Below are 21591 nucleotides of genomic sequence, written 5' to 3' on the forward strand. Positions count from 1 at the left end.
GCGCCGCGCCGTCAGCACCCGCCTGAAGACCCGATGCGGCCCAGACAAATGCTGTAAAAAATTCTCGAATTCCAGATACGCCAACGCGGGAGCAAGCCCCCGCGCGGCGACATCCTACCAGCTCACCGCCAAACGACGGTGAGCTGGCCGACAACATGCAACGATTACTTCTTGTCGTCGCCTTTCACTTCTTCGAACTCGGCGTCAACCACGTCATCGTGCTTGGCTTCCGGTTCGGCCTGCTGCTGAGCGCCGCCCTGAGGCTGTTCGGCCGACTGCTCGGCGTACATCTTCTGCGCTACCGGCGCGGAGACTTTGGACAGCTCCTCGACCTTGGCATCGATGGCAGCCTTGTCGTCGCCTTTGACAGCGGCTTCCAGGGCAACCACGGCCGCCTCGATGGCAGTCTTCTCTTCGGCAGTGACCTTGTCACCGGCGTCAGCGACCATCTTGCGGGTCGAGTGAACCAGCGCGTCACCCTGGTTACGGGCAGCGGCCAGCTCTTCGAACTTACGGTCTTCCTCGGCATTGGCCTCGGCGTCACGCACCATTTTTTCGATCTCTTCGTCGGACAGACCGGAGTTGGCCTTGATCACGATCGACTGGGTCTTGCCGGTGGCCTTGTCTTTGGCGCCGACGTGCAGGATGCCGTTGGCGTCAATGTCGAAGGTCACTTCGATCTGCGGAACACCACGCGGTGCTGGCGGGATGTCCGCCAGGTCGAACTTGCCCAGCGATTTGTTCTGCGAGGCTTGCTTGCGCTCACCCTGCAGCACGTGAATGGTCACTGCGCCTTGGTTGTCGTCGGCAGTCGAGAACACCTGCGACTTCTTGGTCGGAATGGTGGTGTTCTTCTCGATCAGCGGGGTCATCACGCCGCCCATGGTTTCGATACCCAGGGTCAGCGGGCTGACGTCCAGCAGCAGCACGTCTTTCACGTCACCGGCCAGTACGGCACCCTGGATGGCAGCGCCCATGGCGACTGCTTCGTCCGGGTTGACGTCCTTGCGAGCTTCCTTACCGAAGAAGTCGGCTACGGCCTTCTGAACCAGCGGCATACGGGTCTGGCCACCGACCAGGATCACGTCGTCGATCTTGCTGGCGTCGATGCCTGCGTCTTTCAGGGCAATGCGGCAAGGCTCGATGGTACGGTTGACCAGGTCTTCGACCAGCGACTCCAGCTTGGCGCGGGAGATCTTCACGTTCAGGTGCTTGGGACCTGTCGCGTCTGCAGTGATGTAGGGCAGGTTCACGTCGGTCGACTGGGCCGAGGACAGTTCGATCTTGGCCTTTTCCGCGGCTTCTTTCAGACGCTGCAGGGCCAGAGGGTCGTTCTTCAGGTCCATGCCCGACTCTTTCTTGAACTCGTCGACGAGGTAGTCGATCAGGCGCATGTCGAAGTCTTCGCCACCCAGGAAGGTGTCGCCGTTGGTGGCCAGTACTTCGAACTGGTGCTCACCGTCGACTTCGGCGATTTCGATGACCGATACGTCGAAGGTACCACCACCCAGGTCATAAACGATGACGGTGTGGTCGCCCTTGGCTTTGTCCATGCCATAGGCCAGCGCAGCAGCGGTCGGCTCGTTGATGATGCGTTTTACGTCCAGGCCCGCGATGCGGCCGGCGTCTTTGGTGGCCTGACGCTGGCTGTCGTTGAAGTAGGCCGGAACGGTGATGACCGCTTCGGTGACTGGCTCGCCGAGGTAGTCTTCGGCGGTCTTCTTCATTTTTTTCAGGACTTCGGCGCTGATCTGCGGCGGCGCCATTTCCTTGCCGGAAGCTTCGACCCAGGCGTCACCGTTGTTAGCCTTGACGATCTTGTACGGCACCAGCTTGATGTCTTTCTGCACGACATCTTCTTCGAAGCGGCGGCCGATGAGGCGCTTCACTGCGAACAGGGTGTTGTGCGGGTTGGTGACGGCCTGGCGCTTGGCCGACTGGCCAACCAGGATTTCGCCGTCATTGGCGTAGGCCACGATCGAAGGGGTGGTACGCGCACCTTCGGCGTTTTCGATGACCTTGACGTTACCGTTTTCCAGAATGGAGACGCACGAGTTGGTGGTCCCCAGGTCGATACCGATGATTTTGCCCATGTTTACTCTCCCGAAACTTGAATTTGGTTGCAGCGACTACTTTGGCCAACTGCGGTAATACTTGAAGGCTTGACACCTAGATGGGGATGCCCCGACGGATTTCAAGCCTTTTCATCGATCGAAGGCTGCGGCGCGCTCGGCGCCTTGCTGACCACTACCATGGCAGGGCGCAGCAGGCGGCCATTGAGCAGGTAGCCCTTCTGGAACACGTTCAGCACGCTGTTGGGCTCTACCTCGGCGCTTTCCTGCATGGCCATGGCCTGATGGTGCTCGGCGTTGAACGGCTGCCCGTGCGGGTCGATGGCTTCGAGGTTGTAACGCTTGAGGGTGTCCTGGAACATCTTGAGGGTCAGTTCGACGCCTTCACGGATCTTCTTGACCTGTTCATCCTCAGCGCTGGAGTGCGCCAGGGCCAGCTCAAGGCTGTCGATCACTGGCAGCAGGTCGCCGGCGAACTTTTCCAGGGCGAACTTGTGCGCCTTCTCGACATCCTGCTCGGCGCGGCGGCGCACGTTCTGCAGGTCGGCGACGGCACGCAGGGACTGATCCTTGGCGGCGGCCAGCTGCTCCTCGAGCTCTTGAACGCGGGCGCCGTTATCCACTGCACCTGCCTCTTCGGCGTTAAGGTCTTTCTCATTCAGCTGTTCGTCAGCCATGGGGTCTCTCCTCCGCAATCTCTGTAGTACGAGCAAAGCTCGCCGTGTCTGCCGGCTATATGGGGCCGGAAAAATCAGCTTCAAGGGGCAAAGCGGTTTTGGGTCGACGATGGAAACTGCGAGCAGGCATTGGCAGGGCTGAAAAAAGTACTGTATAAATAACCAGACCTGACTTTTCGGGAGCCGCCCCATGCTGGTGCACCTGTCCATTCACAACTACGCCATCGTCGAACACCTCGATCTCGAACTCGCCCGCGGCATGTCCGTCATCACCGGCGAAACCGGCGCAGGCAAATCGATCATGCTCGACGCCCTCGGCCTGGCCCTGGGTGATCGTGCCGACAGTGGCGTGGTGCGCCCTGGCGCAGACAAGGCGGACATCCTGGCCACCTTCGACCTGGTGGATATCCCCGAAGCGCACACCTGGCTGGCCGATCGCGACCTGGACGATGGCGGCCCGTGCATCCTGCGCCGCGTGATCACGGCCGAAGGCCGCAGCCGCGGCTACATAAACGGTACGCCCTGCCCGCTGGGTGACCTGAAGGCGCTCGGTGAACTGCTGATCGACATCCACAGCCAGCATGAGCACCAGTCGCTGCTCAAGACCGACACCCACCGCCGCCTGCTCGACGAATATGCCGGTGCCATCGACCTGTCCCGTCAGGTTCAGCTGGCCGCCAAGCGCTGGAACCAGACCCGCCTGGAGCTGGAGCAGCTGTCCAACTCCGGCGATGAGCAGCGCGCCCGCCACCAGTTGCTCAGCTATCAGCTCGAAGAGCTCGACAACCTTGGCCTGGGTGAAAACGAACTGGAGCAGTTGGAGCAGGAACACAAGAACCTGACCAACGCCGAGGCCCTGTTCGGCATCTGCCGCCAGGTCATCGACCAGTGCAGCGAAAGCGACTCGGGCAATGTGCTCGGCGCCCTCACCTCCAGCCTCAACCGCCTGGGCGCCGCAGCCAATACGCCCAAGGCACTGGGTGAAGCCGCCAACCTCATCGCCAGCGCACAGATCCAGATAGAAGAAGCCGTAGGCGAACTCAACCGCTTCCTCGACAACTTCGACGCCGACCCCATGCGCCTGCAGGCCCTGGAAGAGCGCCTCGACACCATCTACACCCTGGCGCGCAAACACCGTGTGCACCCGACCGAACTGCCCCACCTGCAGCAGCAACTGCTTGAGGAGCTCGAAGGCCTGAATGCCAGCGACGAATCCATAGAGCGCCTGGGTGAGGAACTGTCCGCCTATGCCAAGCATTATCAGGAAAAGGCAACCGAGCTGAGTGCCTTGCGCCAACAGGCCGCCAAACAGCTCGCCGTCGCGGTCGAACAAGAGATCCAGCGCCTGGGCATGCCTGGCGGGCGGTTCTGCATCGAACTCACACCCAACCAAAGCAACGACCTGTCGCCACACGGCCTTGAGCAGATAGAACTGCTGGTCAGCGCCAACCCCGGGCAGCCGCTCAAAGCGCTGGCCAAAGTGGCCTCGGGCGGTGAACTGTCACGGATCAGCCTGGCGATTCAGGTCATCACGGCGCAAACCTCACGCATCCCGACGCTGGTCTTCGACGAAGTTGACGTGGGTATCGGTGGGCCGACGGCCGAGATCGTCGGCCAGCTGTTGCGCCGCCTCGGTGAACGCGGCCAGGTGCTGACCGTCACCCACCTGCCCCAGGTCGCGGCGCAAGGGCATCATCATTTGTTCGTGCACAAGGTGCGCAACAGCGACACAACGCACACTGCCGTGGCCAACCTTGGCAAGCGCGAGCGGGTCGAAGAGGTGGCGCGGATGTTGGGTGGTATCGACCTGACCAAGGAATCGCTGGCGCATGCACGCAAGATGGTGGTGTCCGGCAAGGCGTGAGGCTGCCTGCAGCCGGCTCCAGCAGTTATCCCTGCGGCACAAAGCACAAAGGCGACCCTAGGGTCGCCTTTGCTGTTCATAACGACCGAAATCGTTACTTTTTCTTACGCACGTAGAGGACCAGGTTGTGGTCCACCAGCTCGAAGCCATGCTCGGCCACGATCTCTTTTTGGCGCCGCTCGATTTCGGCATCCATGAATTCGATGACTTCACTGGTCTCCACGTTGACCATATGGTCGTGGTGACCGCCGTCCGCCAGCTCGAAAACTGCGTGACCGCCATCGAAGTTGTGACGCACCACCAGCCCAGCAGCCTCGAACTGGGTGAGTACGCGATAAACGGTTGCAAGACCGACGTCCTCGCCAGCCTCCATCAGCGCCTTGTAGACATCCTCGGCGCTCATGTGACGTTGCTCGGTCGAATCGAGCATCTGAAGGATCTTGACTCGAGGCAGTGTCACCTTGAGACCGGCTTTGCGCAGTTCGCTATTTTCAACCATGGTCAGCTTTCTCGCCGATGCTGCTTCGCAGCTTCTCTTAATACGGGTATGATCGGGGTTTACGTTGTCCAGCCAAGATAGTGGAAGTCGCCCACCGATGCAAAACAACACCAAGCACTTGCTAACCAGCCTCACCTTCGTGGGACTGCTCGCACTCGCCGGTTGCTCGTTTCCCGGGGTTTACAAAATCGACATCCAGCAGGGCAATGTCGTTACGCAAGACATGATAGACCAATTACGCCCCGGAATGACCCGCCGGCAAGTAAGGTTTATCATGGGCAACCCTCTGCTCCAGGATACTTTCAACACCAATCGTTGGGATTACCTGTACAGCCTGCAGCCTGGTGGCGGCCAACGCCAACAGGAACGCATGAGCATCTTCTTCAATGACAGCGACCAGCTGGTCAGCCTGTCTGGCGACTTCATGCCAGGGGTGAGCCGCGACCAGGAAATCCTGGGCGGCAGCAGCGATACCACTGTCAGCCCGGCCACCGAGCCAGGCCAGCCAGCATCGCAGCCGGAAGAGAAGCCGGCCAAGCCTGGCTCTGTGGAAGAATCCATCCAGCGCGAGATCGACACCATCCAGACCACACCGGTGCCGACACCCGCCCCACTGGATACTTCGCCACAATAAATTGCAGGCGAAAAAAAGCCCGGATCATTCCGGGCTTTTTTGTGCCTGGTGGCTTGGCAGCATCAGCTATTGAGCTGCTTGGCACGCTGGCAGAACGCATCCACCAATGTATTGGCGGCCTGATTGAAAAGCGGCCCCAAGGTCGCCCGCACGATCGGCCCAGCGTAATCGAAGGACAGGTCCAGGCTGATCTTGCAGGCTTTTTCGCCCAGCGCCTTGAACACCCACACGCCATGCAACTGGGTGAACGGCCCTTCCTCCAGGTTCATCTCGATGGACTGCCCCGGCACCAGCACATTGCTGGTCACGAACTGCTGGCTCATCCCCCCTTTGGCCACCTCAAGCTTGGCCCGCATGTGCGTGTCACTGGCTTCGAGCACCGTCGAGGCCGAGCACCAGGGCAAAAACTGCGGGTAGCTGGCTACATCATTGACCAGGTCGTACAGCGCCTGGGCAGGGTACGGCAGCAGGGCGGAGCGTTGAATATGGGTAGTCATCCAGGCGTCACTTCCAAGGCTGGGTGGCGGGCTTCGCAGCGTGCCAAAAACAGAACCTGTGCGTAAGACAGGGCCTGTATTGTCCGGTATTCATTGCGGTGGCTCAAGCGCACCGAAATCCCGTAGCCGACCACGCGATGACTTGCCTATAATGCCGCCCCTATGGCTAAACAAAAGAAACATCCGACCGGGACCATCGCGCAAAACAAAAAGGCGCGACACGATTACTTCATCGAACACAAGTTCGAGGCCGGGCTGGTCCTGTCCGGTTGGGAAGTAAAAAGCCTGCGGGCCGGCAAGGCGCACCTGACCGACAGCTACGTGCTGCTCAAGGATGGCGAAGCCTGGCTGTTCGGCAGCCACATCACCCCGCTGACCACTGCCAGCACCCACGTCATCGCCGACCCCATCCGCTCGCGCAAGCTGCTGCTGAACAAGCGCGAGCTGGAGCGTGTGGAAGCTGCGGTGGCGCAGAAGGGCTACACCTGTGTGGCCCTGGCGCTGTACTGGAGCAAGCACCTGATCAAGTGCGAGATTGCGCTTGGCAAGGGCAAGAAGGAATTCGACAAGCGCGACACCGTGCGCGAACGCGATTCCAACCGCGAGCTGCAGCGTGCGGTGCGCAACAAGGGCAAGGAAGACTAAAGGCTTCTTCGCTTTGTAGCGCCTCTACCGCCGGAAGCGGGCTTTCACAGACAGCCCACTGGCTTCAGGTCAGTGACGCGCCTGTGGAAGCATCTGTCTTGCCCAACTGCTAAAAGCTGGCGCAACCCCTGTGGAAGCCGGCAAGCCGGCGATGGGGGCCACGAACTTCAGCGCCCGCTGCGCCGCTCTGCCCGCGCTACGCGCTGGGCTTCGTTCTGCGCCTCTTCCAGCACCTCCTGCACATACAGAATGTGCCGGCTGGACACCTCCCGCGCATCGTCCGCCCTGCCTTCGACAATCGCCTGGTACAACTCACGGTGCTGGCTGATCAGCATGTCCCGCGTCTCGGTGCGCTGTTGGTACATGCCCCCGATATTGGTCACCACATTGCGCTTGAGCAGGTCGAACAGCCCGCGAATGGTATGCAGCAACACGGCATTGTGGCTGGCCTCGGCAATCGCCAGGTGGAAGCGCGCATCCGCCGCCCCCTCCTCTGCACGGGTAACCTGGTCAGCCCGGGCATAACAGTCCTGCAGGGTGTCGAATGCAGCCTTGAGCCGGGCGCGATCAGGCTCGGTGGCGCGCTGGGCAGCGTAATAGGCGCATGACGCCTCCAGGGTGTGACGGAACTCCAGCAAATCGCGCTGCGCCTCGGCGCTGTGCTCCAGCAGTTGCAGCAACGGGTCACTGAAGGTTGAGCCGAGCGATTCGGCCACATAGTTACCACCCCCCTGCCGGCTGACCAACAACCCCTTGGCCACCAGCTTCTGGATCGCCTCGCGCAGTGAGGGGCGCGACACACCGAACTGCTCGGCCAGGGCGCGCTCGGCCGGCAGCCGCTGGCCCGAGGTCAGCGTGCCTTCGAGAATCATCCCTTCCAACCGGTCGACGATGTCGTCGGACAGGCGCCGCTGGCGGACCTGATCAAAAACCATCACATGCTCTCCACAAACCCCCGGCAAAATTCAGGGGGCGTCTATTCTCGCCGATCCACGCCACGCCGACACCCATCAGGCGACGTTTTTCAAACCCCATCAGCCGCCCGCTCATCGGCACACGACCAAAGTTTTGCACAGGACAAATTGACACACCCATCACAGCGCTTTTAACCTAGCGTCCAGCCATTGTAAATTGGTCTTACCAATTATCCAATGCCAGTGCCTGACCAACAACAATTAGGGGCCACCCCATATGCAAACCTGGCAACAACTCTATTCCCCGCTCGGTAGCCTTGGCCTGTCCGCATTGGCGGCGGTCATACCCATCGTGTTCTTCTTCCTGGCCCTCGCCGTGTTCCGCCTCAAAGGCCACGTCGCCGGCAGCATCACCCTGGGATTAGCCATGCTGGTAGCGATCTTCGCCTTCCAGATGCCGGTCGACATGGCCCTCGCTGCCGCAGGCTATGGCTTCCTCTACGGCCTCTGGCCAATCGCCTGGATCATCGTTGCCGCGGTGTTCCTGTACAAGCTCACCGTCAAGAGCGGCCAGTTCGAGGTCATCCGCAGCTCGGTACTGTCGATCACCGACGACCAGCGCCTGCAGGTGCTGCTGATCGGCTTCTGCTTCGGGGCCTTCCTCGAAGGCGCGGCCGGCTTCGGCGCCCCCGTGGCAATCACTGCCGCCCTGCTGGTGGGCCTGGGCTTCAACCCGCTGTACGCAGCCGGCCTGTGCCTGATCGCCAACACCGCCCCAGTGGCGTTTGGCGCCCTGGGCATCCCGATCATCGTCGCCGGCCAGGTGACCGGCATCGACGCCTTCCACATCGGCGCCATGACCGGCCGCCAGCTGCCGCTGCTGTCGTTGTTCGTGCCGTTCTGGCTGGTGTTCATGATGGACGGCCTGCGCGGCGTCAAAGAAACCTGGCCTGCAGCCCTGGTGGCCGGCCTGAGCTTCGCCGTCACCCAGTACTTCACCTCCAACTTCATCGGCCCCGAACTGCCAGACATCACCTCGGCCCTGGCCAGCCTCGTAGCCCTGACCCTGTTCCTGAAAGTCTGGCAACCCAAGCGCTCGTTCGCCGAAGCCAAAGGCAGCGTCGGCGCCGCCGTGGTCAGCAGCGGCGGCAGCCAGCCGAGCCCTTACAGTTTTGGAGAAATCTTCAAGGCCTGGTCGCCGTTCCTGATCCTCACCGTACTGGTCACCCTCTGGACCCTGAAGCCGTTCAAGGCAGCATTCGCCCCAGGCGGAGCGATGTACAACTTCGTGTTCAACTTCGCCATCCCGCACCTCGACCAACTGGTGATCAAGACCGCGCCGATCGTCGCCGCGCCGACCGCCATGCCAGCGGTGTTCAAGCTCGACCCGATCTCCGCCACCGGCACAGCGATCTTCCTGTCGGCACTGATCTCCATGGCCGTGCTGAAGATCAACTTCAAAACTGGTCTTACCACTTTCAAAGAGACCTTCTGGGAACTGCGCTGGCCAATCCTTTCCATCGGCATGGTCCTGGCCTTCGCCTTCGTCACCAACTATTCGGGCATGTCTTCGACCATGGCCCTGGTCCTGGCCGGCACTGGCGCTGCGTTCCCGTTCTTCTCGCCGTTCCTGGGCTGGCTGGGTGTGTTCCTCACCGGCTCGGACACCTCGTCCAACGCCCTGTTCGGTTCGCTGCAGGCCACCACCGCCCACCAGATCGGCGTCAACGACACCCTGCTGGTAGCGGCCAACACCAGCGGCGGCGTGACCGGCAAGATGATCTCGCCGCAGTCGATCGCCGTGGCCTGCGCAGCCACCGGCCTGGTTGGCAAGGAGTCCGACCTGTTCCGCTTCACCGTCAAGCACAGCCTGTTCTTCGCCACCATCGTCGGCCTGATCACCCTGGTCCAGGCCTACTGGCTGACCGGCATGCTGGTTCATCACTAAAGTGAAAGGGGCCGGGCGCCAGCGAGCGCCCGGCGTCTCCTTCAACCCACGCTGCGAGAATCCATGATCATTTCCGCCTCCACCGACTATCGCGCCGCGGCCCAACGCAAGCTGCCCCCCTTCCTCTTCCACTATGCCGACGGCGGCGCGTACGCCGAGCACACGCTGCGCCACAACGTCTCGGACCTTGCCGGCATCGCCTTGCGCCAGCGGGTGCTCAAGAACATGTCCGAACTGAGCCTGGAAACCCGGCTGTTCGACGAAACCCTGAGCATGCCCGTGGCCCTGGCCCCGGTCGGCCTCACCGGTATGTACGCCCGCCGCGGCGAAGTGCAGGCAGCCCGCGCGGCAGCCGCCCACGGCATCCCGTTCACCATGTCTACCGTGTCGGTCTGCCCGATCGAGGAAGTGGCGCCGGCGATCGACCGGCCGATGTGGTTCCAGCTGTATGTGCTCAAAGACCGCGGCTTCATGCGCAACGCGCTGGAGCGGGCCAAGGCTGCCGGGGTCAAGACCCTGGTATTCACCGTCGACATGCCGGTGCCAGGTGCCCGCTACCGTGATGCCCACTCCGGCATGAGCGGCGCCAACGGGCCCATGCGCCGCGTGTTGCAGGCCATGACCCACCCCGAATGGGCCTGGGACGTTGGCGTGATGGGCCGCCCGCACGACCTGGGCAACATCTCTAAATACCGCGGCAACCCCACCGGCCTTGCCGACTACATCGGCTGGCTGGGTAACAACTTCGACCCGTCCATTTCCTGGAAGGACCTGGAATGGATCCGCGAGTTCTGGGACGGCCCGATGATCATCAAAGGCATCCTCGACGCCGACGACGCACGTGACGCGGTCAAGTTCGGGGCCGACGGCATCGTCGTCTCCAACCACGGCGGCCGCCAACTCGACGGCGTGCAGTCCAGCGCCCGTGCGTTGCCGGCGATTGCCGACGCCGTCAAAGGCGACCTGAAGATCCTCGCCGACTCCGGCATCCGCAGTGGCCTGGATGTGGTGCGCATGATCGCACTGGGTGCAGACACCGTGCTGATCGGCCGCGCCTTCCTCTGGGCCCTTGCCGTGCACGGCCAGGCCGGGGTGAAGAACCTGCTCGAACTGTTCGAAAAGGAAATGCGCGTGGCCATGGTACTCACGGGCGCCAAGTCGATCAGCGATATCAGCCGCGACTCGCTGGTACGCGAACTGGGCGCTTGAGCGCCTGCACAAACACCGCCTGTATGACCGGGGCACGCGGCGCGCCAGACGCCGTGGCCCTGTGAGGAGATAGCATGAGCCTGCCCGCCGCCTTCCTGCGTGATGCCGAGCGCCTGATACCCGCCGACCGCCGTTTCGACGACCCTACGTCCACCCTGGCCTTTGGCACCGACGCCAGTTTCTACCGCCTGATCCCCAAGCTGGTGGTGCGTGTGGAGTCGGAAGACGAAGTGGTCGGGCTGCTGCAGCTGGCCCAGCGCGAGCGCGTGCCGGTAACCTTCCGCGCCGCGGGCACCAGCCTGTCCGGCCAGGCCATCAGTGACTCGGTGCTGATCGTGCTCGGCGATAACTGGGGCAGCAAAGAGATCCGCGGCCAGGGCGAACAGATCCGCCTGCAACCCGGCGTCATCGGTGCCCAGGCCAACGCCTGGCTGGCCCCTTACGGGCGCAAGATCGGCCCGGACCCGGCCTCGATCAATGCCTGCAAGATCGGCGGTATCGTTGCCAACAACGCCAGCGGCATGTGCTGCGGCACCGCGCAAAACACCTACCACACCCTGGCCGGCCTGCGCCTGGTGCTGGCAGACGGCACGCGCCTGGACAGCGAAGACCCGGCCAGCGTTGCCGCCTTTGAAAGCAGCCACGCCGAACTGCTCGACGCGCTGGCCCGGCTTGGCCGCGAAACCCGCGCCAACACCGAGCTGGCAGACCGCATCCGGCACAAATACCGGCTGAAGAACACCACCGGCCTGTCGCTCAACGCCCTGGTGGACTACGACGAGCCGCTGGATATCCTCCAGCATTTGCTGGTTGGGTCTGAAGGCACGCTGGGCTTCATCAGCGCCGTCACCTACGACACCGTGCCCGATCACCCGCACAAGGCCAGCGCGCTGCTGGTGTTCCCCAGCGTAGAAAGCTGCTGCCGCGCGGTGACCGTGCTCAAGCGCCAGCCAGTGTCCGCCGTGGAGCTGCTCGACCGCCGCAGCCTGCGTTCGGTGCAGAACATGCCGGGCATGCCGCTGTGGGTAAAAGGCCTGTCGAACAATGCCTGCGCGCTGTTGATCGAGTCCCGCGCCGCCAGCCAGAGCCTGCTGCACGAACAACTGCAACGGATCATGGCCTCCATCGCCGAATACCCGCTGGAACAGCAAGTCGACTTCAGCGAAGACCCAGCGGTGTACAACCAGCTGTGGAAGATCCGCAAAGACACCTTCCCCGCCGTCGGCGCCGTGCGCCAGACCGGCACCACGGTGATCATCGAAGACGTCACCTTCCCCGTCGAGCAACTGGCCGAAGGCGTCAACCGCCTGATCCAGCTGTTCGACAAGCACCACTATGACGAAGCGATCATCTTCGGCCATGCGCTGGAGGGCAACCTGCACTTTGTCTTCACCCAGGGCTTCAACAGCGCGCAGGAAGTGGCGCGCTACCAGGCCTTCATGGATGACGTGGCGCAACTGGTGGCCGTGGAATTCGGCGGCTCGCTCAAGGCCGAGCACGGCACCGGCCGCAACATGGCGCCGTTCGTGGAGCTGGAGTGGGGGCATGACGCCTATCAGCTGATGTGGACGCTCAAACGCCTGCTCGACCCCAACGGCATTCTCAACCCCGATGTGGTGTTGAGCGAAGACCCGGACATCCACCTGAAAAACCTCAAGCCGCTGCCAGCCGCCGACGAGATCGTCGACAAATGCATCGAGTGCGGCTTCTGCGAACCGGTCTGCCCATCCAAAGGCCTGACCCTCAGCCCACGCCAGCGCATCGTCATGTGGCGTGACATTCAGGCGAAAAAACGCGCCGGCATCGATACCCGCGCCCTGCTGCAGACGTACCAGTACCAAGGCATCGACACCTGCGCCGCCACCGGCCTGTGCGCCCAGCGCTGCCCGGTGGGCATCAACACCGGCGAGCTGGTGAAGAAGTTGCGCAGCCAGGCCGCCGAGCATGCCAAGGCCGCCGACTGGCTGGCCGAACACTTCCACACCACCTTGGCCGGCGCCCGCCTGACCCTGACCGCCGCCAACACTGCCCGCAAGCTGCTCGGCGCCCCGCGTCTGGGCCGCCTGAGCGCCTCGTTGAGCAAAGCCAGCAAAGGCCGCCTGCCGCAATGGTCCCCCGCCATGCCGCAACCGCTGCGCAGCGTAAGTTTTGGCCCAGCGAGCAACGATGCCCGGCCACGGGTGGTGTACCTGGCGGCGTGCGTGTCGCGGGTGATGGGCCCGGCCTATGCCGACCGCGAGCAAAGTTCACTGCTGGACAAAACCCGCGCCCTGCTGGAGAAGGCCGGTTACCAGGTGGTGTTCCCCGGCAACGCCGACAGCCTGTGCTGCGGCCAGCCGTTCGCCTCCAAAGGTTACCCCGAGCAAGCGGAGCACAAGCGCCAAGAGCTGATCAACGCACTGCTGCACGCCAGCCGCGGCGGCCTGGACCCTATCTACTGTGACACCAGCCCCTGCACCCTGCGCCTGGTACAGGACCTGGGCGACACCCGCCTGGACCTGTACGACCCAGTGCGCTTCATCCGCACACACCTGCTGGACAAGCTGGAGTTCACCCCACAGGACGAGCCGGTGGCCGTGCACGTGACCTGCAGCACCCAGCAACTGGGTGAAAGCCAGGCTCTGATCGACCTGGCACGGCGCTGCAGCACGCAGGTGGTGATCCCGGAAGGGATTCACTGTTGCGGTTTTGCCGGTGACAAAGGCTTTACCACACCCGAGCTGAATGCCCACTCACTGCGCAGCCTGAAGGACGCGGTGCAGCATTGCAGCGAAGGGATTTCCACCAGCCGAACCTGCGAGATCGGGCTGTCCAGCCACAGCGGTATCGATTACCACGGGCTGGTCTACCTGGTAGACCGCGTCACCCGCCCCCGCACCCTCTGACCTGCCCGCTGATTCGCCGGCAAACCCCACCCCGGTTGTAGCAACTGTCTTGCTCAACCTCTAAAAGCCGGCGCGATCCAGGTGGGAGCCGGCTTGCCGGCGATCGAGGGCGCAGCCCTCGCCCAAGCCCTCCACCCGTAAGACATTTCCTAACCTGCAACCAAATGCTTCTGGATTAAATGCTTTGGGATTTATCCTACGACCGCCGCTGCCGTTTCGCTGTTGTTGCTCACAACCATCAGGGCTAACTTCCCTGGGTCGTCATCTTTGACGATTTGGGTGTGAGAGCCCGCAAATTTCGGCAGTACTGCTATGGCAGCCGCAACGCGGGCAGGCTTCGGCCTGGCTGGCTTGTGCCGATCTTTGCCGGTCTCTCACCCCGCGTTCGGCTGCCACCCTATTCTGTGAGAGGAAGACGAAGGGCAGCTCAAATCCAGCCACGATCGGATCTGCACCATGAAAAAAATCGTACCCGACCCACCTCGCTCCAAACTCCTCACCAACCCATACTTCTCCATCCACACCGACATGCCCCCTCCAGACGCCCTGGCCCACGCCAGCGAACTGCTGCGCGGCATCGCCGAAACCATCGACGAACATTGCCGCACCCACGCCGGCGAACCGGGCCTGTGCATGCTCAGCAACGCCGAGCACGCCTGCGAGACGTCCAGAGCCCTGATCGAGCACGCCTTGACTGGCCTCTACAACGCGCAAAGGCCGAGGTGATTCAATGAATGACGCATTGAAAAATGTCACCACCGCCGGCAGGGAAACCTTCGACCTGTTTCGCCTGCAACCGGGCGTGCCTTTCGAACACGCCTTCAGCCAGTTATCAGTACTGCTCGGCTGCATCCGCCACCTCACCACCGAAGCCGAGATGGAAAACGACCGCAAGGCCGGCAGCGCGGCGCGCATCCTGAGCGAAATGGCCAAGGCACTGATCGACGACATCGAGCTTGGGCTGAACAAATCTCACTGATGCCACCCGGGCCGCTCCGCGGCCCAATTGCCGGCGATCGAGGGCACAGCCCTCACCTAAGCCCTCCACCCGTAAGACATTTCCTAACCTGCAACCAAATGCTTCTGGATTAAACGCTTTGGGATTTATCCTACGACCGCCGCTGCCGTTTCGCCGTTGTGGCTCACAACCATCGGGGCTAACTTCCCTGGGTCGTTTTCGAACGACAGGGTGTGAGAACCCCGTAAACATGACAGCAGCCTCGTAATGGCGGCCCTGCGTGGGCAGACCTCGGTCTGGCCGGATTTCCCATGTTTACCGGTTTCTCACCCCACGCATGGCTGCCACCCAATCCCGTGAGAAAGGATCGTGTAGCAGCGCCTGTTGAGTAATCAAACTGGGATCTGCACCATGAAAAAAATCGTACCCGACCCACCCCGCTCCAAACTCCTCACCAACCCGTATTTCTCCATCCACACCGACATGCCCCCTCCAGACGCCCTGGCCCACGCCAGCGAACTGCTGCGCGGCGTCGCCGAAACCATCGACGAACACTGCCGCACCCACGCCGGTGAACCGGGCCTGTGCATGCTCAGCAACGCCGAGCACGCCTGCGAAACATCCAGAGCCCTGATCGAGCATGCCTTGACTGGCCTCTACAACGCGCAAAGGCCGAGGTGATTCAATGAATGACGCATTGAAAGATGTCACCACCGCCGGCAGGGAAACATTCGACCTGTTTCGCCTGCAACCGGGCGTGCCTTTCGAGCACGCCTTCAGCCAGCTCTCAGTACTGCTCGGCTGCATCCGCCACCTCACCACCGAAGCCGAAATGGAAAACGACCGCAAGGCCGGCAGCGCAGCGCGCATCCTGAGCGAAATGGCCAAGGCCTTGATCGACGACATCGAGCTTGGCCTGAACAAATCCCACTGATGCCACCCGGGCCGCTCCGCGGCCCATTCAGCGGAAACACCCCGCCACACACCATCATGTCGCCAAGCCAGCACACCGATTGAACCCTCGGCAAACCCCAGCAGTCCATCCTTACAGGCCCACCTCCCAGAGGCCTTCAAGGAGACACCCATGAAAGGTACCGCGCTTTCGGCCCTCTTCGCGGCCGCTACCCTCCTGGCTTCACCGGTGTTCGCTGCTGACGACCTCTGCACCCTCAACCTGCAGAAAATCGATGATGCCATGGCCACCGCTGGCGCCACTTCCGAAGGCCTGGACAAGGCCGTTACCGAACACGTCGACAAGGCCAAGGCCGCGCAGGCAGCGGGCGACACCAAAGAATGCATCGCCATTTCCACCAAAGTGCTGCAGCGCCTGGAGAAAACCGACAAGGGCAGCGGCACGGCCGGTGGCAGCGGTAGCTAAGCTTTGAGCGGGCGGCAAGAAGCCGTTGTCGACGCCGCCCGCGCAAAGGCGTATACTCAGCGGCACGTGCCGAAAGGTACGTCAGCTAGAGCTGAGTGTGGGGCCGATTAGGATTCGACGCCGGTAGCGAAACTCTAGGTGCATGCCGAGTTGGTAACAGAACTCGTAAATCCACTGTTGCAACTTTCTATAGTTGCCAATGACGAAAACTACGAGGGTTACGCTCTCGCTGCGTAAGCAGCTGAGCCCGCTCTCCTGGTAGCTTCGGCTCCAGCAATCATCAGGGGATGCCTGTAAACCCGAAATGATTGTCATACAGAACAGGATCGTCGTGTAGCACGTTGGGGGCAAAGCGACTAAAACTTACCCAACTCGTCCAAAGCACCCTGCCCGTCGGGCGGCTGCGGATTAACTCAATAGACACGGCTAAGCATGTAGTACCGACAGCGGAGTACTGGCGGACGGGGGTTCAAATCCCCCCGGCTCCACCAAATCCTAAAAAGAAGACGCCCTCGGGCGTCTTTTTTTGTGCCTGAATTAACTGATTACACCTGCTTGACGTTACAGATCGTTTCGAAATGCAGCGAAAAAGTCAGATTTATCCCCTTTCCCGTAGTCCATTTCCCAAAGATACTCTCCAACCCTGTTTTCCGTTGCGGACGCTTTTTCAGGGTCTTAGTCTCGGTGCGTCGTTGCACATCAACGGCATGACTTTGACAGGTCGCGACGGTAAACAACAAAACGGCTCGTCGTTATGGCGGCTGTACGTGCGGGCACGCTTGCGTGCGCCGGAACTTGTTGTTTCCGCCGGTCTGTCAACCCGCGTACAGCTGCCACCCTCTGTTTGACAGCAGACGGTGACGGCCCTGAAATGGAAGCAATCATGTTGAAGATAGTCCCCGATCCACCCCACCTCCTCCACTCCCTGGAAGACACGCTGATGATGGCCGCCGACTACGCCCTGTGCGCCGAAGTCGTCGCCCAGCAGGCAATGCTGATGCAGCCCAAGTCACCTGTATCGTTATTGATCATGACCTCAATGCACGAGCTCGAGACGCTACGCAAATTGCTCGAAGCGGCGCTGATCCAGATCCAGAAACCCGCTGATCCGCAAACGCTGCACTGACCCGCATCATGACCTGTCTGGCCTGGCTCTGCCGCACAGCGATGCACTGGTAGGCGCCCGGCTTGCCGGCGATAGGGCCAGGCCAGGCAACTACGACTTCAGGGAGATCAAACAGTGACCACCGAAGAAACCAAATTCACCGTCGGCAAAACCACCTTCTTCCAAGGCGAAAACCAGACCCACGCCCTTTTCCGCATCGAAGCCGGCATCCCATGCCAGGCCGCCCGCGAGCAGGCCTCGGAACTGATGGGCTATGCGCGCGACCTGAGTATTGACGGGCTGATGGAAGACAAACCGCAGTTGCTCTGGGCATCGCACTACCTCTGCGCCCTGGCAAAAGCTCTGCTCGATGATGCCGAATTGGGCATGATGAAGACTTGAATGCAACCCTGAGCCGGCCAAGCGCGCTCCCGTGGTAGAAGCTAGTTTGTTCAAGTTGGCCTACATGTTTTCCACTACCAGTAACGGACCGATACAAGCGCTCCCAATGGTGGTACCAAAGTGGTCAAAGTCGACAAGACCAAACCTACTCCATACGGTGGTTCTTCCAAGAGCGATCAGTATTCGATAGCACACTTGGTGACCTCCTCGGGGTTGGATGCTCTCAAACCCAATGGCCATCATGCGCCCGCTAAACAGTACAGCGCTGCCCTGCAGCAACCCCCTCGCTAGGCCAGCTATTACGCCAACTGCGTCCGTCTCTCTGTGGAAAGAGATGGGCGCTTTTAACACTGCCTTGGTCCTGATCGCACAATCCTTTGCGGCAATCCCCCTCATGACAATTGCCAGGCCTGAAACGGCGCAGGCTGTCGCTAGGCACTGGAAAATCGCTTAAGGCGACTCATGCGCTTTTCAAATGACATAACGGATGCAGGCAAGCAGTTCGCTGGCGGGCAGTGAGCGAGAGAAAAACAAAGAGCCTGCGTAAAAAGCGAAAGGCCTTACAATGCTAAACCTGACTTCCTACATGCCTTCGGCCCCTCGCTGATACCCAAGAGATAGTCCCGTGAGTGACTCAGACAGATCATCCACGCCACTGGTTGACACAACGAAGCTCGCCGCATCGCTCCAGCGTTTCGCAGATGATCGCGACTGGCAGCAGTTCCACTCTCCCAAAAATCTCATCCTTGCTCTCACCGGAGAGGTAGGCGAGCTGTGCGAGATTTTCCAATGGATGAGCGATGCCGACTCGATAGCCGCCGCAACAGATCCCGAAATTGGCCAAGCCGTCAAAGACGAACTGGCGGACGTGCTGATGTACCTGGTTCGCCTGAGCAGCGTACTCGGCGTTGACCTCAACGAGGCGGTGACACGGAAACTCGCCTCGAATGGCCAGAAGTACCCCGTGGATAAAGCCAGAAGCAGCAGCAAAAAGTACGACCGACTCTGACCAACACGTACCTAAGGACAACCCGTGATCGTTTACGCTGCGACCAAACAGCAATTTCTTAAAGACAATGATAACGATGACATTGAGGAGGTGATCCTCAGGCATTACAAGGACGCTACCGGCAAGAACGTAGGCTCCTCGGAAATCCGGTCGTGGCAAGGGTCCCTGACGTACATGGCCAAGGTCCTTAGAGATGAGGGGCTCCCGAGCGATGCAGGCCTGGCCATTGAGTTGCACATTCCGCAGTCGTCGAAGCGAATCGACTTTCTGCTCACCGGTCGCGACGAAAACCAGGCAAAAAAGGCCGTGCTGATCGAGCTGAAGCAATGGAGTAAGGCCAACGCCACAACCAAGGATGCCATCGTCAAAACGGCATTGGGTGGCGGCCTAGTTGAGACCATTCACCCGTCCTATCAGGTATGGTCCTATGCAGCGCTGCTGGAAGGCTTCAACGAGGCGGTGTACGACAAAAGCATCGAAATCCGCCCGTGCGCCTACCTCCATAACTACGTCAGCGACGGCGTCATAGACTCAGATCACTACGAGCCCCACATCAGCAAGGCTCCGCTGTTTCTGAAAGGCCCGGAAGAGCTCAGTAAACTCAGAACCTTTCTGAAGAAGCATATAAGTCATGGTGACAACAAAGAGATTCTTTACGAGCTGTCCGAAGGAAAAATTCGCCCGTCCAAGGCGCTAGCCGAAGCCCTGGCGGGGTTGATGAAAGGCAAACCCGAGTTCGTATTGATTGACGATCAGAAAGCAATTTTTGAGTCGGCGCTCGCGGCGGCAAGCGAGGCCTCGGACCAAGCACCCAAGGTGATGATCATCGAAGGTGGACCGGGCACCGGGAAGACTGTCCTGGCTATCAATCTGCTGGTGAAGCTTACCGAGTTGAAGCTGATGAGCAGATACGTCTCCAAGAATGCTGCCCCACGCAAGGTCTACGAAAGCAAACTGGTTGGCACCATCAAGCGCAGCCATTTCTCAAATTTCTTTTCAGGCTCTGGGGCATTCATCGACACTGAGCCGAACACATTCGATGCGCTTATCGTGGACGAAGCTCATCGGCTGAATGAGAAAAGCGGGCTTTATGGAAACCTTGGGGAAAACCAGATCAAGGAGCTGATTGACTCAGCGAAATGCTCCATTTTCTTGATTGATGAAGACCAGCGAGTAACCTTGAGCGATATCGGCAGCAAGCAGGCGATACGCGCCTTTGCAAAAGCCAAGGGCGCTATGGTTGAAGAATATGTGTTGTCTTCGCAGTTTCGCTGCAGTGGTTCTGACGGTTACCTGGCATGGCTGGATGACACGCTAGGCATTCGATCGACGGCAAATCCAACGCTTGAAACCCAAGAGTACGAATTTAAGGTGTTCGACTCACCTCAGGCGATGCATGAAGCAATCAGCGAGAAAAACCACGGAAACAAAGCTCGTGTGGTCGCGGGCTATTGCTGGCCTTGGTTGAGCAAGAAAGACTCCGCCGCCGCCGATATCGTCATTGGTGACTACAAACGCCAATGGAACCTGGATCAGGATGGCAGCCTGTGGATTATCGCTGAGAACTCCATCGAGCAGGTTGGCTGCATTCATACCTGCCAAGGTTTGGAAGTCGACTACATCGGGGTCATCATCGGGCCAGACCTAGTCGTACGTGACGGTCAGGTAGTGACATCCCCGGAGGAGCGCGACAAGCACGATAAGTCGATTCGTGGCTGGAAAAAAATGATGAAAGAGCAACCTACCCTCGCGAAAAGTGAAACAGACCTCATCATCAAAAATACGTACCGAACCCTGATGACTCGCGGGATGAAGGGTTGCTATCTGTACTGCACCGACAAAGAGACGGCGCAATACTTCGAGAGTCGGCTTAGCCAACACAGCAATCATTGACGGTATCGTTTGCTAGGAGCCCCTGTACCTGCGAGCGCAGGGGCAACAATCTACAACTCGAGCATTGCTTGATAGATTCGGCCCCGATTCGGTTTTGGGGGCGGTTCTCAAAAAGCACCGTCCATCGGAATCCAGGCCATGCAGCGTTCCAACTGGTATTCCAAGCAAGTTGACCAAACAATTATTTACTAGCCAAAACAGATAGATACCGACTGGTTTCAGATTACATCGGCCCACCAAATCCGAAAGAAGGGCACGCCGCCCGAGCGTCTTTTATTGTGCCTGCTATCTGCCAATTCGAAACACGCTGTCACGGTCAAAATCAGATGTAACCCCTTTCGTGTAGGGCATTTCCCAAAGATACTCCCAGCCATTGTGGTGTTCCAGGCAAGGCACTAGTGTCGGTTTGTCGTTGCCAAGCAACGATCGGCTTTGACAGGTCGCCCTGAACTAACCACATGGCTTCGCCGCTTTGGCAGCTGTGCCTGGGGCACCTCGCGTGCGCCGGTTTTGGTCTGTTCACCGGTCTGTCAACCCAGGTACAGCTGCCACCCTTCTGTTTGAAAACAAAGGGTTGTGGCCTCAACCATGCTGAAAATGGTCCCCGACCCACCCCACCTCCTCCATTCCCTGGAAGACACTGATGACCGCTGACTACGCCTTGTGCGCCGAAGTCGTCGCCCAGCAGGCAATGCTGATGCAACCCCAGTCACCTGTATTGTTATTAATCATGACCTCAATACACGAGCTCGAGACGCCACTTAGATTGCTCGAAGCGGCGTTGATCCAAATCCAGAAACCCGCTGATCCGCAAACGCTGCACTGACCCGTATCCCGAGCCGGCAAGCGTTGGTCAAGTATGCTGCAACGCTATCAGATCGACCCTAAGCACCTGGACCATAAGCCAGAAGCGCAGCAGGTCGTGATCGCCAACTTGAACATGCTGGAACCTTGGCTCTATGATTGATTCAACGCGCTCGTTGCATCGCGTAACCACGAAAC

At 60.3% G+C, this 21591-nt stretch carries 20 protein-coding genes, 1 other RNA gene and 2 pseudogenes; 18 read left to right on the forward strand and 5 right to left on the reverse strand.

Annotated elements, in window-relative coordinates; all coding sequences use genetic code 11:
* Window positions 1-164: 164 nt before the first annotated feature.
* Both dnaK and grpE read right to left on the reverse strand, forming a co-directional pair.
* Complete coding sequence (dnaK, locus tag JNA92_RS06045) at window positions 165-2093, reverse strand: molecular chaperone DnaK (protein WP_012312639.1); 1929 nt, start codon at window positions 2091-2093, stop codon at window positions 165-167.
* 101 nt (window positions 2094-2194) lie between these two features.
* Window positions 2195-2749 (reverse strand): nucleotide exchange factor GrpE, encoded by a 555-nt coding sequence (gene grpE / locus JNA92_RS06050; protein WP_012312638.1) that lies wholly within the window; start codon window positions 2747-2749, stop codon window positions 2195-2197.
* 190 nt (window positions 2750-2939) lie between these two features.
* On the opposite strand from grpE, the gene recN reads away from it, so the two are divergent.
* Window positions 2940-4613: a DNA repair protein RecN gene (gene recN, locus JNA92_RS06055; protein WP_241803858.1), complete on the forward strand. Its 1674-nt coding sequence runs from the start codon at window positions 2940-2942 to the stop codon at window positions 4611-4613.
* 94 nt (window positions 4614-4707) lie between these two features.
* Here recN and fur read toward each other — a convergent pair whose 3' ends face one another.
* Entirely contained in the window at window positions 4708-5112 is a 405-nt protein-coding gene (gene fur / locus JNA92_RS06060; protein WP_241803859.1) for a ferric iron uptake transcriptional regulator, read from the reverse strand.
* Window positions 5113-5209: 97 nt separating this feature from the next.
* Here fur and JNA92_RS06065 point away from each other — a divergent pair, with 97 nt between their 5' ends.
* Window positions 5210-5746 (forward strand): outer membrane protein assembly factor BamE, encoded by a 537-nt coding sequence (locus tag JNA92_RS06065; RefSeq protein WP_241803860.1) that lies wholly within the window; start codon window positions 5210-5212, stop codon window positions 5744-5746.
* A gap of 62 nt (window positions 5747-5808) precedes the next feature.
* On the opposite strand, the gene JNA92_RS06070 is transcribed toward JNA92_RS06065, so the two are convergent.
* On the reverse strand, window positions 5809-6243 hold the full coding sequence (locus JNA92_RS06070) for a type II toxin-antitoxin system RatA family toxin (protein WP_241803861.1): 435 nt from the start codon (window positions 6241-6243) through the stop codon (window positions 5809-5811).
* Window positions 6244-6405: 162 nt separating this feature from the next.
* On the opposite strand from JNA92_RS06070, the gene smpB reads away from it, so the two are divergent.
* Window positions 6406-6888 (forward strand): SsrA-binding protein SmpB, encoded by a 483-nt coding sequence (gene smpB, locus JNA92_RS06075; protein WP_012312633.1) that lies wholly within the window; start codon window positions 6406-6408, stop codon window positions 6886-6888.
* Window positions 6889-7055: 167 nt separating this feature from the next.
* On the opposite strand, the gene JNA92_RS06080 is transcribed toward smpB, so the two are convergent.
* Window positions 7056-7823, reverse strand: coding sequence for an FCD domain-containing protein (locus tag JNA92_RS06080; protein ID WP_012312632.1), 768 nt, complete (start codon window positions 7821-7823; stop codon window positions 7056-7058).
* A 256-nt stretch (window positions 7824-8079) separates the two neighbouring features.
* Between JNA92_RS06080 and JNA92_RS06085 the strand changes: the two genes are divergently transcribed.
* The 15 genes and pseudogenes from JNA92_RS06085 to JNA92_RS26025 all read left to right on the forward strand — a co-directional run.
* Window positions 8080-9750 carry a lactate permease LctP family transporter gene (locus tag JNA92_RS06085; RefSeq protein ID WP_241803862.1) on the forward strand — a complete coding sequence of 557 codons (1671 nt, stop codon included), beginning with the start codon at window positions 8080-8082 and terminating at the stop codon, window positions 9748-9750.
* A gap of 63 nt (window positions 9751-9813) precedes the next feature.
* The gene (lldD, locus tag JNA92_RS06090) at window positions 9814-10959 is read left to right on the forward strand and encodes an FMN-dependent L-lactate dehydrogenase LldD (protein WP_241803863.1); all 1146 of its coding nucleotides are present in this window, start codon (window positions 9814-9816) and stop codon (window positions 10957-10959) included.
* Between the two features lie 74 nt (window positions 10960-11033).
* Window positions 11034-13844: an FAD-binding and (Fe-S)-binding domain-containing protein gene (locus JNA92_RS06095; protein ID WP_241803864.1), complete on the forward strand. Its 2811-nt coding sequence runs from the start codon at window positions 11034-11036 to the stop codon at window positions 13842-13844.
* 456 nt (window positions 13845-14300) lie between these two features.
* On the forward strand, window positions 14301-14570 hold the full coding sequence (locus JNA92_RS06100) for a hypothetical protein (RefSeq protein ID WP_241803865.1): 270 nt from the start codon (window positions 14301-14303) through the stop codon (window positions 14568-14570).
* A 4-nt stretch (window positions 14571-14574) separates the two neighbouring features.
* On the forward strand, window positions 14575-14823 hold the full coding sequence (locus JNA92_RS06105; RefSeq protein ID WP_012312626.1) for a DUF3077 domain-containing protein: 249 nt from the start codon (window positions 14575-14577) through the stop codon (window positions 14821-14823).
* Window positions 14824-15213: 390 nt separating this feature from the next.
* Window positions 15214-15483, forward strand: coding sequence for a hypothetical protein (locus JNA92_RS06110; RefSeq protein WP_241803866.1), 270 nt, complete (start codon window positions 15214-15216; stop codon window positions 15481-15483).
* A 4-nt stretch (window positions 15484-15487) separates the two neighbouring features.
* Window positions 15488-15736, forward strand: a complete 249-nt coding sequence (locus JNA92_RS06115; protein WP_241803867.1) for a DUF3077 domain-containing protein — start codon at window positions 15488-15490, stop codon at window positions 15734-15736.
* Window positions 15737-15886: 150 nt separating this feature from the next.
* Complete coding sequence (locus tag JNA92_RS06120; protein ID WP_241803868.1) at window positions 15887-16180, forward strand: hypothetical protein; 294 nt, start codon at window positions 15887-15889, stop codon at window positions 16178-16180.
* 99 nt (window positions 16181-16279) lie between these two features.
* Window positions 16280-16671: a transfer-messenger RNA gene (ssrA, locus tag JNA92_RS06125) on the forward strand.
* A 392-nt stretch (window positions 16672-17063) separates the two neighbouring features.
* On the forward strand, window positions 17064-17306 hold the full coding sequence (locus tag JNA92_RS06130) for a hypothetical protein (protein ID WP_012312624.1): 243 nt from the start codon (window positions 17064-17066) through the stop codon (window positions 17304-17306).
* Window positions 17307-17420: 114 nt separating this feature from the next.
* The gene (locus JNA92_RS06135) at window positions 17421-17687 is read left to right on the forward strand and encodes a DUF3077 domain-containing protein (RefSeq protein WP_012312623.1); all 267 of its coding nucleotides are present in this window, start codon (window positions 17421-17423) and stop codon (window positions 17685-17687) included.
* Between the two features lie 625 nt (window positions 17688-18312).
* Window positions 18313-18696, forward strand: coding sequence for a nucleotide pyrophosphohydrolase (locus JNA92_RS06140; protein ID WP_241803869.1), 384 nt, complete (start codon window positions 18313-18315; stop codon window positions 18694-18696).
* A 24-nt stretch (window positions 18697-18720) separates the two neighbouring features.
* The gene (locus JNA92_RS06145; RefSeq protein ID WP_241803870.1) at window positions 18721-20589 is read left to right on the forward strand and encodes a DNA/RNA helicase domain-containing protein; all 1869 of its coding nucleotides are present in this window, start codon (window positions 18721-18723) and stop codon (window positions 20587-20589) included.
* Window positions 20590-21177: 588 nt separating this feature from the next.
* Window positions 21178-21415: pseudogene (locus tag JNA92_RS06150) on the forward strand (hypothetical protein).
* Window positions 21416-21420: 5 nt separating this feature from the next.
* A pseudogene (locus JNA92_RS26025) lies at window positions 21421-21556 on the forward strand (WYL domain-containing protein); the annotation flags it as partial.
* Window positions 21557-21591: the final 35 nt, after the last annotated feature.

It is taken from the genome of Pseudomonas putida (genome assembly GCF_022627325.1).
Classification (GTDB): Bacteria; Pseudomonadota; Gammaproteobacteria; order Pseudomonadales; family Pseudomonadaceae; genus Aquipseudomonas; species Aquipseudomonas putida_X.

Coding starts and splice junctions, on each gene's coding strand:
- recN (WP_241803858.1), top strand. CDS start 2,940: ATGCTGGTGCACCTGTCCATTCACAACTACGCCATCGTCGAACACCTC.
- JNA92_RS06110 (WP_241803866.1), top strand. CDS start 15,214: ATGAAAAAAATCGTACCCGACCCACCCCGCTCCAAACTCCTCACCAAC.
- smpB (WP_012312633.1), top strand. CDS start 6,406: ATGGCTAAACAAAAGAAACATCCGACCGGGACCATCGCGCAAAACAAA.
- JNA92_RS06120 (WP_241803868.1), top strand. CDS start 15,887: ATGAAAGGTACCGCGCTTTCGGCCCTCTTCGCGGCCGCTACCCTCCTG.
- dnaK (WP_012312639.1), bottom strand. CDS start 2,093: ATGGGCAAAATCATCGGTATCGACCTGGGGACCACCAACTCGTGCGTC.
- JNA92_RS06065 (WP_241803860.1), top strand. CDS start 5,210: ATGCAAAACAACACCAAGCACTTGCTAACCAGCCTCACCTTCGTGGGA.
- JNA92_RS06095 (WP_241803864.1), top strand. CDS start 11,034: ATGAGCCTGCCCGCCGCCTTCCTGCGTGATGCCGAGCGCCTGATACCC.
- JNA92_RS06130 (WP_012312624.1), top strand. CDS start 17,064: ATGTTGAAGATAGTCCCCGATCCACCCCACCTCCTCCACTCCCTGGAA.
- JNA92_RS06115 (WP_241803867.1), top strand. CDS start 15,488: ATGAATGACGCATTGAAAGATGTCACCACCGCCGGCAGGGAAACATTC.
- JNA92_RS06105 (WP_012312626.1), top strand. CDS start 14,575: ATGAATGACGCATTGAAAAATGTCACCACCGCCGGCAGGGAAACCTTC.
- fur (WP_241803859.1), bottom strand. CDS start 5,112: ATGGTTGAAAATAGCGAACTGCGCAAAGCCGGTCTCAAGGTGACACTG.
- JNA92_RS06080 (WP_012312632.1), bottom strand. CDS start 7,823: ATGGTTTTTGATCAGGTCCGCCAGCGGCGCCTGTCCGACGACATCGTC.
- grpE (WP_012312638.1), bottom strand. CDS start 2,749: ATGGCTGACGAACAGCTGAATGAGAAAGACCTTAACGCCGAAGAGGCA.
- JNA92_RS06100 (WP_241803865.1), top strand. CDS start 14,301: ATGAAAAAAATCGTACCCGACCCACCTCGCTCCAAACTCCTCACCAAC.
- JNA92_RS06085 (WP_241803862.1), top strand. CDS start 8,080: ATGCAAACCTGGCAACAACTCTATTCCCCGCTCGGTAGCCTTGGCCTG.
- JNA92_RS06070 (WP_241803861.1), bottom strand. CDS start 6,243: ATGACTACCCATATTCAACGCTCCGCCCTGCTGCCGTACCCTGCCCAG.
- lldD (WP_241803863.1), top strand. CDS start 9,814: ATGATCATTTCCGCCTCCACCGACTATCGCGCCGCGGCCCAACGCAAG.